Source organism: Alloprevotella sp. OH1205_COT-284, from assembly GCF_003859795.1.
Taxonomy (GTDB): Bacteria; Bacteroidota; Bacteroidia; order Bacteroidales; family Bacteroidaceae; genus Alloprevotella.
The window spans coordinates 20,170-33,827 of the sequence record NZ_RQYI01000006.1; the positions used below are offsets into that span (position 1 = coordinate 20,170).

Below are 13,658 nucleotides of genomic sequence, written 5' to 3' on the forward strand. Positions count from 1 at the left end.
ACGGCGGAAAAGCTCCCACACCCTCGCCGCAAACAAGGCGAAACAAACCTTTCTGTCACATTCATCTCTCCCCAACATGAAAACCACCCTCTCCCTCCTCCTGCTCCTGCTCGCCCTGTCGCACACGGCGGCCGGAGCACAAACGGAATATAAGTATGCCTACATTCGCTGTGAGGACAAACACGGCGCATTTCTGCGAAACGACACCATCCGCGAAGAAAAAAGCCGGTGCTACTTCATCACACCGCCCACCATACCCTTCTACACCGTCACCAACTTCCTGCCCTCCGGCACCAACATCTGCGGAGAAAACGATCTACCCATCACCATGACCTACACCACCGAAGCCTACTGCGGCCTCGACAGTCTGCTGAAAGAAAACGTAGAGCACATCGACGACGGCATGAGCTTCGTGATCATGCAAAACGACGAAGGCATCGATCGTCTGTGGCAAATGGCACCCGACGGCAAGAAACGACAAACGGGACAACTCTCGCGAGGCGGACACGATGCTTATGCCACATGGCAATTGGTGCAACGCTCCAAAGGTTGGGCTATCTACAATGAAGCGACAAACCGCTATGTCGATCGGCTCGACGAAAAAGACGGACAAACACACACTGCCCCCGTCACCTTTACCCTCGAAAAAATCCCCCCGGTGCCCTCAACGGAAAGACAGCGGTGGAAAATCACCGATCCGCGCAACGGTCGGCAACAGATCGTGACGCTCTTCAAACACAATGCCCGCCCCTATTTCGGCCTAACTCTGCAATACATCGATGCCGAAGGCAAAAAACTGCGCCCCGACTCCCTCGTATTGGTGAGAGCCGGAAAGGAATTCCGCATCGACGCCCCTCGCATTGAGGGCTACGAACTGAACAACGCTACCCCCACATTTGAAAACGCCGAGACCATCACCGAACACGGATTGGTAGAATATGTTTACCGCTCGGCCACAAGCATATCCCTGCCTTCGACCGAAACGGAGCTCAAAGCCACCTACGACCTCTTCGGCCGCAAGGCCTTGCGGCCGCGTTCGGGTCTTCACATCGTCGGCGGCCGCAAGGTGTTGCTGCCTTGACGCCGAAAATCGGCCGAACAAACTCCGCTGCCCGCCGACAAACCCTGCCGGCCACGGTATATACACCGACGACCACCGCACAAACACCGGCATCCGTGACAACACCCACTCCCTCCGCCCGCCGCTCACGGCGCCTGCCGCAGCCCCCTGCCGATACAACGCGCCCCTCGAAAGACGAAAAGATCGCTTTCGAGGGGCGCGGTCGGCAAGGGGGCTGCCTTATTCGGACAAACGGGCAATGTTGCTCAACACTTCCACGGCCCGAGCCACGGAAGACACGCCCTTGACGCGAATGAAACGCTTGCCTTTTTGCTCGCCCAATTCGCAACGGCGGAGGTTGTCGGGCGACATGGCATAGTCGAGCACACGCTGAAACATCGGACTCTGATAAAACGGACTTTGGGCATTGGCCACGAAATAGAGCGTCATGCGCGAAGACTTGATGACCAAACGCTCCGCCCCACACGTGCGGCCGATGCGCCGCAACGGCACAACGCGCAACAACTCCTCGGCTTCGGGCGGCAAAGCTCCGAAACGATCGTCGAGACGACGGCGAAAATCGGCAATCTCTTCGTCGGTGTTCAAACCGTCGAGTTCGCGATAGAGCAACATACGCTCGCTCGCCCCCGGCACATAGGTTTCGGGCAGATAGGCGCGCAGATCGCACTCCACGTTGCATTCGGCCACAAAAGCGTCGCCCTCCGAGGCGTGGGTCTGACGGTCGAGTTCTTCGGCAAAGAGTTCGGAAAACTCGTCGTTTTTCAATTCGGAAACGGCTTCGGAGAGAATTTTCTGATAGGTTTCGTAGCCCAAATCGGCAATGAAGCCGCTCTGTTCGGCTCCGAGCAAATTGCCGGCTCCCCGGATGTCGAGATCCTGCATGGCAATGTGGATGCCACTGCCGAGGTCGGAAAAGTTTTCGATGGCCTGCAAACGGCGACGGGCGTCGTCGGGCAGCAACGAGAGAGGCGGCGCGAGCAAATAGCAAAAGGCTTTGCGGTTGCCGCGCCCCACACGGCCGCGCATCTGATGAAGGTCGGAAAGCCCGAAATGGTGGGCGTTGTCGATGAGTATGGTGTTGGCATTGGGCACGTCGATGCCGTTTTCCACAATCGTGGTCGAGAGCAAAACGTCATACTCGTGATTGACGAAATCGAGGATGATTTGTTCGAGCTTCTTGGGTTCCATTTGCCCGTGTCCGATGACGACGCGCGCATCGGGCACGTGCTTGCGAATGATGCGCTCGATGTTGGAAAGCGACGAAATGCGGTGGGTGACGACATAGACCTGCCCGTTGCGGCTCATTTCAAAATTGACGGCATCGGCAATGATTTCGTGGCCGAATGAGTGAATTTCGGTTTGGATCGGGTGGCGGTTGGGCGGCGGTGTGTTGATGACGCTCAAATCGCGTGCTCCCATGAGTGAAAATTGGAGGGTGCGCGGAATGGGCGTGGCCGACATGGTGAGCGTATCGACATTGACTTTAAGACGGCGCAAGTTCTCTTTGACCGAAACGCCGAACTTCTGTTCTTCATCGACAATGAGCAATCCCAAATCTTTGAACTTCACGTTTTTTCCGATGAGCTTGTGCGTACCGATCACAATGCCGATGTCGCCTCGTTCGAGATCTTTGAGAATTTCTTTGGTTTGCGCCGAGGTTCGCGCCCGCGAAAGATAATCGACCCGAACGGGGAAGTTTTTGAGCCTTTTGGCAAATGTTTTGTAGTGTTGCAGGGCGAGCACGGTAGTCGGCACCATCACGGCCACCTGCTTGTTGTCGCACACGGCCTTGAAAGCGGCGCGCACCGCAATTTCGGTCTTGCCAAAGCCTACGTCGCCGCACACAAGGCGATCCATGGGGCGGTCGCGCTCCATGTCGGCCTTGACCTGACGGGTCACTTTGAGTTGGTCGGGGGTGTCTTCGTATGCGAAAGAGGCTTCCAACTCTTGTTGCAGAAAGGAGTCGGGCGAAAAGGCGAAGCCTCGCTCTTCGCGCCGGCGGCTGTACAAAAGAATGAGGTCGCGGGCAATGTCTTTGAGTTTCTGCTTCGTGCGCTCCTTCATCCGCTCCCAAGCTCCGGTGCCAAGGTGGGAGAGGCGCGGCGGAGTACCCTCGCGACCTTTGTATTTCGACACCTTGTGGAGGGCATGGATCGAAACGAAAATGGCGTCGTTGTTGTGGTAAGTGATCTTGATGACCTCCTGCATCTCGCCGTCGCTGCCGGGCAGACGCACCAAACCGGCAAAACGCCCTACACCGTGATCGACGTGAACCACGTAGTCGCCCGGCTCAAACTGCATGATCTCTTTGAGCGTAAGGGCGATTTTGGCGTTTCGGGCATGGTCGGAGCGGAGGTTGTATTTATGAAAACGATCGAAGATTTGATGATCGGTGAAAAGTGCCAATTGAGCCGTTTCGTCCACAAAGCCCTCATGGAGGGTGAGAGCGACGGGGGTGAACAGCTCCGTGGCGGCGGCACGCTCCTGAGAGGTTTCCATGTCCGTCTGCTGCCGCTCGGCCACGATGTCGCGCAAACGCTCGTTTTGCTTGTCGCTGTCGGCCAACACATAGGTGCGGATGCCGTCGATGCGGTGACGTTGCAACGTTTGAAGCACAAGGTCGAAGTTTTTGTGAAACAAAGGCTGGGCTTGGGTGTGGAAAGCGATGCGGGCTTTGGACGCAGACGACGCCACCACGGCTTCGGCACCGACCTTGACACTGCCCGAAATCTCAAAGCGCGGCAGCAGGCGAAGCCCCCGGCGGAGCGTTTCCCCTTTGATGAGGAGCGTTTCTGCCGAAAGCCGGGCGTGGCCTTCTGCAAGTTCCATTTCCGAAGCGGCGGCCTGCTCGGCCAAGGCCTGACGGGCGAAACCGTCTTTGAAGATGCGTTCTACGACGTCGATGACAAAAGAGAAATTGCGCACGACCACCACCGTCGATGCGGGCAGAAAGTCGGTGAAGGATACCAGTTCGGCCGCTCCGTCCGCCCCTTCGCCATCCACATCGGGCACAATGCGCGCCTCCGTGCCGACCTGTCGGGAGAGTTGCGTCTGCACTTCAAAAGTGCGGATGCTTTCGATCTCGTCGCCGAAGAAGTCGATGCGGAAAGGAAACTCGGAGGAATAACTGAACACGTCGAGAATGGAACCGCGCAGGGCATATTCGCCCGGCTCGTAGACGTAGTCGCATCGCCGAAACCCCACTTCTTCCAAACGCCGCGTCAATGCCATGACATCGTGCTCCTCTCCGGTGTGCAACAGGAGGGTGTGGTCGTCGAGGCTGCGGCGAGAAGCCACACGCTCGGCCAAAGCGGCCGGGGAGGTGACCACAAAGAGCGATGTGCCGTCCCACTGCGAAAGACGGGAAAGGGCGTCGGTGCGAAGTATCTCGTTGGCGGCATCGCGCTGTCCGTATTTCACGGCGCGGCGATAGGACGAAGGAAAAAATACTACGCCTTCGTCGCCGAGCAGCTGGCGGAGATCGTGATAAGCATAACCGGCTTCTTCATCGTCGTTGAGGATCAGCAAAAAAGGACGGTGCTCGCTCAAAGACAGCGCAGCCAGCATCACGGCTGCGGCCGATCCGCGAAGACCGTCGAGGGCTACGGGCGAAACGCTCTCCGACAGACATTGGCGCATGGCACAAACGCCGGGGTGGGATTCAAAGAGAGGAAGAAGTTGGGGAAGTTTCATGGAAACCGAAAGGGAGAGAAAGACAGAAAAAATAGAGGAGGAGACAGAAGGAAAAGAGGGAGAAACAGAAAAAACGGAGTCAGGAGCTTGAACTCCTAACTCCGTTGTGATCAATACCGATGGGGCTGACGCTGCCTTAGAACTTGTAGCGTTTGTCCTCGATTTTGGCTTTTTGGGCAAGCACACCGAGCATTTGTTGGGCAAACTGCGAGTAGTTGCGCTGCATCATGCTCATTTCCTGCTTCACGTCGAATTTCTCTGTGCCTTTGTTTTTGGCCACGATCTGTGCCACATAGGCTCCGGAAGTTCCGATGACGGGCTGGGTGGTTTGTCCCTTGGCGGTGGCAACAATGGCTGCGGTGAGCACGGGTTCGGGAGCACCGACGGCCGGCAATACGTTGTAGCCGCTGAACGACACGCCGTTGAGGCTGTCTACAACCGCGCCTTTGGCCTTGGCTTGGGCGATGGTCTTCACGCCGGAAAGTTTGGCGGCGGCAAGCTCGCCTTTTTTGCGGCTCTTGACAACGGCGGTGAGGAACTCTTTCACGTCTTTGTCATCCCAAGGGAAATAGCCTTTCTTGTGTACCTTGGAGAGGCCGACCACCAAGAGGTGATTGTTGGCTTCGCCCACTTCGTAGAGGGGTGAGATCTCGTTTTCGTCGGCAGTGTCGAAAGCCCAACGAACGGCTTCTTTCGATCCGGCCACTCCGGGGAAATAACCGCTTGCGCCGATGTTGCGGGCGGCTGCCGAGAACTTGTCTTGATCGACCATCTGGTAGCCTTCTTTGGGTGCATTCTTGACGATGTCGGCAAGGGTGCGATTGGCGGCGAGGAAGCGGTTGAATTTACTTATGGCAGTCTCATAAGTGGCTTTGGAGAAGTCTACGGGAACTTTGGCCACTGCGGCAACATATTTGGTGGTATATGCTTTGCGTTCGAGCACTTGAAGAATGATCTTCGTGCCGTTGATGTCAAAAGAGGTGTAGGCTTTTGCCGGCGCGTTGTAGAGGGCTTTGATGAAGGTGGCGTTTTCGGGCGTCACGTTGAGCGACTCAAATTGTTGCGCGGCGATCCAGGAAGAGTCGGAGGGAGCACCGAGTTTTTTGGCAATATCTGCATATTTCGCTCCGCCGTTGAGGGCTTTGAGAATGGAGTCTGTGCGAACCTCCGCTGTTTTCTGATCGGCGGCCTGCACGGGGAGTGCGCGATAGAGTATGGAGTCGGGTGCTTGGGTCTTGGCAATGAGCTTCACGACGTTCATCGTGTTGTCTTGCACGTTGGTGTAGGGTGCTTTGATTGTGCCTACGGCCATAGAGTCGAGCACTTGTTTGATGTCGTTGGGGAATACGCTTCCCGAAAGCGGAATGTCGGCAAAGCGCACGGTGCTCTTGCCGGCGTTGATCACGGCGGCAGGATCGTGTCCGGCTTGGAGTTTTTGGTAGAGGGCATTCATTTCTTCGGCGAGTGCCTTTTTGTCGGCCGTTGAGGCGGTGACGAGCACGTCGATATATTTGATGTCGCGCACTTCGTTGTCAAGACGAAATCTTTCTTTGTATTCGTCGTAAACCTTTTTGAGATCCGAGTCGTCAAAGGTCACCTCTTTGTCGGCAATGGCTGCAAAGGGGAGTGCGGCCACAACGGCGTCGGTGGTGAGGGTGCGGTTGTCGAAAGCGGTTTTGGCACTGACGGGATTGGTGGTGAACGACTGCATGAGAAGCATTTGATACTTCGTCATGAGCAACTCGCGGCGGAGCTGGGTGTTGGTGTATGCCCAAAGATCTTTGATGGTTTCGAGCTGTTCTGCCACGGAGGGGTCGATTTGCTTGCCGCGCATCTCCTTATATTGTTTGAAGAAGTTTTGGAGTGCGGTGTAGTCGAAGCGTCCGTCTTGCCCCATGAACATGGCCATGTTTTGGAAGCTCGAAGCCGTACCCTCGCGGAGTGCCTGCTGCACTTCGGCTTCGGTGACGATGATGCCGAGCTTGTCGCATTCGTGTTTGATGAGTTGGAACACAACGTATTCCTGCCACACCTGATCGCGGACTTGATCGCTTTGTGCGTCGGTGAGTGTGCCTCCGGTGCGGAGTTTGAAAACTTCGGTGGCTTCATTGACCATTTTGAAGTATTCTTCTTGCGATAGGCTTTCGCCATACACTTCGCCCACGTTGCGGTTGCTGTTGGTAAGGGCAAAGATTGTGTTTTGGTCGAGTACCATCGTGATGATGAAGAGGAAAAGCCCCACCCCCATCACTGCAATAATCCAAGTATTGCTTCTGATTTTTTGTAATGCTGCCATTATTTTTGTTGTTTATTGTTTTTGTTTTCAGAGCGTTAAGACGCGCCACCGCGGAGCGCGCGCAGATTTGGCGACAAAGATACACAAAAATCTTTGTTTTTAAGGATTTTGCGCTAAAAAATCACTGCCCTGCGGCGTTGTGTTCTTTTCGAGGGGGCGTATCGGCGGGTCTTGCCCGTTGGTTGCGGAGAGAAACGGGGGTGGCTTACCATGTGGGAAATCCGTTTTCCTCGACGTCGAGTCCGATGTTTACGGTGTCTTTGGCCACTTGCATCATGCCCAATATGCCGGTGCCGCCGTTGATATTGGTGTGGTGGGGTGTGGGTTCGGCCAAGCCGGCTTCGATCAAGGCGTTGTTGAACGAATCTTCGCTCTCGTTGAAAATGCGTCTGAGGTAGCGGTAATAGGATTGGGAGACGGAATAGAGCTTAATGATGCGATCGACACGCCTACGGGCATGCCCGTTTTCGCCCACTTCGGCGATGCGCAGGGTGTAGGTTTTGCCGTTGATGAGGTCGTCGCTGAAAGCCATGCCTCCTCCGAAGATGTCGAAGAGTGCCTCGTCGTCTATGGCGTTAAGCCCGTCGAGGGCGGGGCGGAAAACTTCGTCTTTGCTGAAATCCAGCCAGAGTTTCATGTTGTATTTGTCGGTGATGCCGACGAAATAGAAGTTTCGTTCGGAGGGGTTGTCGGTGAAAGTGATGCGATAGACGGTTTCGGGCGAGCCGTTGTTGTTTTTCTCGACGAAATGGAAATCTACTTTTTCTATGGGCGTGAGAGTCGGCATGACGTCTTCCGCCCAAACGCGTCCCAAGTGTGTGTTTACGTCGAGGCGTATGCGATCGCCGGCGCGGGGCACATAGTCGGCGGCATAGGCTTTGTAGTGATCGGCCGGGTCGAGGGTGAGTTGCGAATGCGGCGTTCCGTTCACGGTGAGCATGACGGTGGCGTCGGCGATGTGTTGACGTCGGCGATCGGTCTCGTTGTAGACGACGGTGCGACTGACGGCGGCTTTGAGGGGGCTGTTTCCCGATGCCACGCAGTTGAGCACGACTTTGGGTTCGATCTCTCGGCCGTCGATTTCCAAGTCTTGCGTACACGAAGCAGTGACCGACAGCATCAGGCAGACTGCATGGAGGATAAATTTAGGTTTCATGTCGATAGGTGTTTTCGGGATCAGAATTTCAACGTGTAGGACACGGAGGGAATGACGGGGAAGAAGGAGAGTTTTTGGTATCGGGTGCGGTATCGCTGCTCCGAACTGCCGGGCAAGTTGAAGCGTTCTTCTTTTTTCCGCACGACGACGGGGTTCATGCGCGAGTAGGCGTTGTAGAGGCTGATGTTCCATGTGCTGCGCCGTCCGCTTTTGTGGAAGCGATGAAAGTTGATGCCCACGTCGAGGCGGTGGTAGGGCGGCAGTCGGTAGTTGTTTTTTGCGGAGATGTAGTTGAGTTGGGTTTGGTCGCGATCGGAGGGGTATTTCGGTATGTCGGGGGTGATGTTTTCCGTATATTCATAGTCGGCAAAGGCCAATGTGACGAGGTTTCCGCTCATCAACGTCCACGAGGCGTTGAGCTCTACGCGTCGCGATGCGCGATAGCTCAGAGCGACGTTGAGTTTGTGGCGGTTGTCGTATTTGGAGGGGAAGGGTCGTCCGCCGTTGATTTCGGGAAACGTGCGTTCCGTCCACAGCCATCCGTAGCCGAGATAGCCGGCGAGGCGACCGAAGTTTTTTTCGATTTGCAGGTCGAGGCCGTATGCCTCGCCTTTGCCCGCGGTGAGCTTGTCCGTCCACGAAGACGTGAGGGAGAGGGCAGCGTGTCCTTCGCGATATTCGAGCAGGTGATTCATGTGCTTATACCATGCTTCGAGCGAGAAGTTCCATTTGTTTTCTCGCGTGTAGTAGGCACCGACGGACACTTGGTCGCCGACGAGGGGCGAGAAGTGGTCGGTGATGGGCATCCAGTAGTCGGTGGGCATGGAGATGTAGGTGTCGCTCACCTGCTGCACGTATTGACTCATTCGGGCGTAGCCGGCTTTCAAGCTCACCGAGGGGGTGAGGAGGAAGTTGGCAGCAAGGCGCGGCTCGACGCAGAAATAGTTTTTCGACTTGACGTAGAAATCCGACAAACGCAGGCCGGCGTTGATTTTGAGCCACTCGCGCGGCTGCACCTCGACGTCCGCATAGGGGCTGATGTCGTGGGCGTGGATGGGCTTTTCGTTTCGGGCAAATCCGATGAGGGGATTTTCGGAGGCTTCGCGGCGTTGTTCGGGTGTGAAACGATGGTGCATATAGTCGATTCCGAAGCGCACGTTGGCGGTGGGGCGTGGTGTCCACAGCCATTGGGATCGCAGGCCGATGTCGTCGATGCCGTTGTGCATCTCTTTCCGGCTTTTCTCGCGCTCGTAGGCGGCGGTGCCGGGCTTGCCCTGCGAGAACTCGGTGTCGATGCGGTATTTCGAGCCGTATCGGGTATAGGACAGGGTGAGGTTGTGCAACCAGCGGTCGCCCACGGGCAATTGCCACTTCAATGCGCCGAGCATGTTGCCCCATCTCATGCTCATGTCGATTTTGTCGTAAAACTCGTCGTAGTGATGACTGGACGAGGGGTTGGGATTCCAATATTCGCCGCCCACGGCGAGGCGATCCTGCCCGGCATAGCCGACGAAAGCCAACGTGCCGAGATCACCGAGACGATGACTGAGGTGGAGATTGATGTCGTGAAAAATGTAGCTGCCCGTGTTTTTCTCGCCGTCGGCTTTGGTTTCGCTGTTGGCCAAGGCGAGGGCAGGAGTGGTGAGCAGGTCGAGCCACGAACGGCGCAGGGAGAAGTGAAAGGCGGTGCGCCCCTTGACGATGGGCCCGCCGACATTGATATTGGCCGAGGTCAGTCCGACACCGAAAGATCCGGCGTAGCGTTCCATGTCGCCGGGCTTGGTGATGATGTCCACAACGCTCGACAAACGGCCGCCATAGCGCGAGGGAAAAGACGATTTATAGAACGCCACGTCGCGCACGGCCTCTACATTGTAGGCAGAAAAGAGGCCGCCGGCGTGGTTCATCTGATACACCGGATTGCCGTCGATGAGAAAAAGGTTTTGATCGTCGTTGCCACCTCTGACCATCATGCCGGCAAATCCATCGATGCCGACCGAAACGCCGGGTTGCATCTGCAAGGCTTTAATCACGTCGGCCTCGCCAAACATGGTGGGAATGCTTTTGATATATTCGGGACGCAAATAACTGACTCCCATCAGCGGACTTTGCACTTTGTTTTGACGTTTGCCCACGATGAGCGCACTACCCAAATTGATTTCTTCGATGGTTGTGCTGTCGGCACGCACCACGGAAGTGTCGGCAGGTATCTGTCCGAAAGTAGAAGCAGCCAATGAGAGAAAAAGCAGAAAAACGGTATGTTTCATTAAAAAGAAAACTTTGAAAAAAAACAGTGGAAGAAAGCGAAATGAAATGGGCAAGCAAGCGCAATCATATCTGTTAAGAAACCAAACGCCGCAGGCCGATCGACGAGACAAAAGGGGGGCGATGAAGGCCGGGGAAACAGCAAACTCGATTTACGGCACAAAGTTAGCGTAAAAACAAATAAAGGAAAAGCCTTTCGGCGTTTTTCCCGACACGGTTTCCCTCGGAAGACACATTATTATAAAAGGGAGTTTGGAAAAATCAACCGTGGGAAGCCGACTCGCCGCGAGGTTCGCGGTTCTCTCCCGATCGACGGCCGAAACTACGCCGACGCGAAACAAAATACACGAACCATGAGGCAGAAAGCATGAGCCGGGAAGCTGGATATTCTAACTCAGAAGTAGAATTTTCTACCTCAGAGCTAAAAACGGCTACCTCAGAGCCGGAAAATGGCGGATCTTCCGAGGCCGATGCTTTCAAAGCACAACGATGCAGACGGAGAGCATGTCGAGACAACGGGCGACCTCAAAAGCGGAGGGCGCGTCTTTTCGACACGCCCTCCGGATAGGTGGAAAAATGTGTGGATGAAACGAAAGTTTATTTCATCAGGCTTTCTTTCACGGCAAAAGTGTAGTGAACGTCTCCGAAGCTTCCGGCCGACACTTTCATGTCGAAGTGGAAATTGTAGACTTTCTTCTCGGCATTGTAGTATTGCTTGTTTTCAAAACCTTCCCAGAATGCGGAGATCAGACCATACTTGGGATGTACGTAACCGGTGGAGAAAGAAAGCGTTTTGTAGTGGATCTTATTTTTATCATCGACCGAGAAAATGATTTCTCCTTCTCCCGTTCCCCATGGGTCGGAGAGGCGATAGACTTTGAGTATTTCCGACCATTCCAACACTTTCTGCGAAGCGGCTTCGGCGATGAAGGGATCGTTGAACTCGCCTTTTGCGAAAGGCGCATAGTCTTCGCGCACAAAGTTCAACCTCACAGAGGGAGTGATGTCCTGCTGCTTGTAGGGATTGAACTCGGCGGGATCGACATTGAGGTAGACGGCGTAGTTCTTGAAGGCTTCCATTTTCTCTTTGTTGAGCTGCACCTTCACTTTGGCCACGTCTTCTCCTTCCTTGAAGGTAGCGACGTTGTCGCAGCTTTTGATCAAATCGTCGTGAACGGTGGAGAAATCGATTTTGACGGTGCGGGCAGCACCCTTGTCTTCACGCTTCACGTCGACGGTGACTTCCACATTTTCCTCCAAGAGGAAAGCATGCGTTCCGTTTTGATTTTCGGGAAAATAAACCGAGCTTTTCACATCGGAAGCAGGAGCCGGGACGTAATTGTCTTCATCGTCCGTACAAGAAACTGAGAGGACACCGGCGGCCAGCGCAATGATTAGATATTTAGCAAACTTCATGTGGCTGTTTTTTTTTGAATGTTCTGAAAAATATGCGATTTAGTCGGTCACGCCGTCGCGAAGACCCGGATTTTGTTTGGACACGGGAACACTGCCACCTTCGTTGTTGACGATGCCGGCATTCTGATCCATCTCCTGACGGGGGAAGCGCATATTGAGCCAAGGGTCATTGGCGGCGATGTTGAAGGTGAACTTTTCGGGGAAGTTGCTCTCCACTCCTTCGTGGAAACGAACGATGGGCTTGCCCATGCGCTTGGCGTCGGAAGTAAAGAAGCCTTCACCCCAAAGTTCCACACGACGTTGGAACCAAATCTCGTCGGTGAGGGCACGATTGGCGGGAATGGTGTAAGCCGGATCGCGATAGGTTTTGACAAAGTCTTCGAGCACTTGGCGTGCCTCGGCTTCCTTGCCGCTGCGTGCCAATCCCTCGGCCTTGATGAGAATCATCTCTTCGACACGCATGAGGGGATAGTCGTTGGCATTGACGGTCGATCCGACGCCTTTCTTCATGCCAAACTTGACGTTCATGTAGGGAGTGTAAGGCACTTTCACGTTGGGAATGTTGACAAGGGCAATTTCCTGTCCGCTCACTTCCACGGTTTCGTCTTTGTCGGTGTATTTCCACACGAGGCCGTTGAGCAGGGGCGACTCCACGCTTTCGTTGAGCCACCAGCCTTTGCGCACGTCGGTAGCGGGAATTTTGTTGTAGAGCAACACGTTGATCATGGCCAAGTTGCCGACAGTTGCGGCGGCATATCCCTGTCCGCTGAAAGCAGAGAGCCAAGAGGCCGGAGTGGCATAGGGTCTGATTTCGGCCAAGGCTTCGGTGATTTGCGCGCCCCACATCCAATTCTTTTCGGCCAGATCGCAGAAAGCAGGCTTGCTCACATCGGCAACGGAGGCCGGCGCATAGCCCTGCATGGCCATGTCGGCATCAGCAGCGGCTTCGGCGAATTTACCCATATTCAGGTAGACGCGGGCACGAAGACCGTAGGCCACTTTTTGGTCGATCTGAAACTTGTTGGCACCGCGGTCAAACTCTTTGAGGTTTTCGATGGCATAGTTGAGATCTTCGAGCATGATCTCGTAACACTTCTCGACGGTGGCGCGGGGGTTGTTGTTGATCGTTCCTGCGCCGACAATAGGCACGGCGGGCTGATCTTTGGCCACGGCATATCCGAATTGGAAGTAGGGCACGAGCTGCAAGTAGTCGAAAGCACGCATGGCACGAGCCTGCGCAATCATGGCGATGATTTTGGGATTTTTGGTGTCGGCCGGGAATGCGGCAATCACGTCGTTGGCTACACCGATCTGCATGTAGGGCACCTTGTAGCGGATGTAGGGATTGGCGTAAGTGGCATCACGGCTGGCCAATTCGCTGGCCACGGAAAACCAGTTGTAACCGTTGTCGGCTCCGCTCATGTCGGCTCCCTCGAAGTCGGCACTGAGCAGGCCGGTGACTATTCCGAATTCATCGTCGCGTGGACGGGTGGTAAAGATGAATTTGGGCTGTGCCATCATGGTGTACATACCCGAGAAGAGGGAGTTGGCACGATCGGGCACGTTAGAAATGGTACCTTCCAGCTGCTCTTTGGTCTGATCGCTGCCTTCCAAATATTGCTCGTTGATGTCGGAACAGGAAGCGAATGCCAAAGCCGTCGCCAACAAGAGGGAATATTTATGGAGTTTCATGTTGTTTGTCGTTTTGAAAAGCCCGTAGAGGGAGAGGCTGCTCTCCGCTCTCGGAACAT

The 13,658-nt window shown here is 55.0% G+C and carries 7 protein-coding genes; 1 reads left to right on the forward strand and 6 read right to left on the reverse strand.

Annotated elements, in window-relative coordinates; genetic code table 11:
* The first annotated feature begins 76 nt into the window (after window positions 1–76).
* Window positions 77–1,081, forward strand: coding sequence for a MucBP domain-containing protein (locus tag EII14_RS02825; protein ID WP_158608301.1), 1,005 nt, complete (start codon window positions 77–79; stop codon window positions 1,079–1,081).
* Window positions 1,082–1,300: 219 nt separating this feature from the next.
* Here EII14_RS02825 and mfd read toward each other — a convergent pair whose 3' ends face one another.
* From mfd to EII14_RS02855, 6 genes are all read right to left on the reverse strand, one after another.
* Window positions 1,301–4,774 carry a transcription-repair coupling factor gene (gene mfd / locus EII14_RS02830; RefSeq protein ID WP_124931055.1) on the reverse strand — a complete coding sequence of 1,158 codons (3,474 nt, stop codon included), beginning with the start codon at window positions 4,772–4,774 and terminating at the stop codon, window positions 1,301–1,303.
* A gap of 136 nt (window positions 4,775–4,910) precedes the next feature.
* Window positions 4,911–7,070: a peptidylprolyl isomerase gene (locus tag EII14_RS02835; protein ID WP_124931056.1), complete on the reverse strand. Its 2,160-nt coding sequence runs from the start codon at window positions 7,068–7,070 to the stop codon at window positions 4,911–4,913.
* Window positions 7,071–7,275: 205 nt separating this feature from the next.
* Window positions 7,276–8,226 carry a DUF4249 domain-containing protein gene (locus tag EII14_RS02840; protein WP_158608302.1) on the reverse strand — a complete coding sequence of 317 codons (951 nt, stop codon included), beginning with the start codon at window positions 8,224–8,226 and terminating at the stop codon, window positions 7,276–7,278.
* A gap of 20 nt (window positions 8,227–8,246) precedes the next feature.
* A complete protein-coding gene (locus tag EII14_RS02845; protein ID WP_124931058.1) occupies window positions 8,247–10,493 on the reverse strand; it encodes a TonB-dependent siderophore receptor in 2,247 nt (748 codons plus the stop codon).
* Between the two features lie 595 nt (window positions 10,494–11,088).
* Window positions 11,089–11,907: a hypothetical protein gene (locus tag EII14_RS02850; protein WP_124931059.1), complete on the reverse strand. Its 819-nt coding sequence runs from the start codon at window positions 11,905–11,907 to the stop codon at window positions 11,089–11,091.
* A gap of 39 nt (window positions 11,908–11,946) precedes the next feature.
* Window positions 11,947–13,599, reverse strand: a complete 1,653-nt coding sequence (locus tag EII14_RS02855) for a RagB/SusD family nutrient uptake outer membrane protein (protein WP_124931060.1) — start codon at window positions 13,597–13,599, stop codon at window positions 11,947–11,949.
* Window positions 13,600–13,658: the final 59 nt, after the last annotated feature.

Coding starts and splice junctions, on each gene's coding strand:
- EII14_RS02825 (WP_158608301.1), top strand. CDS start 77: ATGAAAACCACCCTCTCCCTCCTCCTGCTCCTGCTCGCCCTGTCGCAC.
- mfd (WP_124931055.1), bottom strand. CDS start 4,774: ATGAAACTTCCCCAACTTCTTCCTCTCTTTGAATCCCACCCCGGCGTT.
- EII14_RS02835 (WP_124931056.1), bottom strand. CDS start 7,070: ATGGCAGCATTACAAAAAATCAGAAGCAATACTTGGATTATTGCAGTG.
- EII14_RS02840 (WP_158608302.1), bottom strand. CDS start 8,226: ATGAAACCTAAATTTATCCTCCATGCAGTCTGCCTGATGCTGTCGGTC.
- EII14_RS02845 (WP_124931058.1), bottom strand. CDS start 10,493: ATGAAACATACCGTTTTTCTGCTTTTTCTCTCATTGGCTGCTTCTACT.
- EII14_RS02850 (WP_124931059.1), bottom strand. CDS start 11,907: ATGAAGTTTGCTAAATATCTAATCATTGCGCTGGCCGCCGGTGTCCTC.
- EII14_RS02855 (WP_124931060.1), bottom strand. CDS start 13,599: ATGAAACTCCATAAATATTCCCTCTTGTTGGCGACGGCTTTGGCATTC.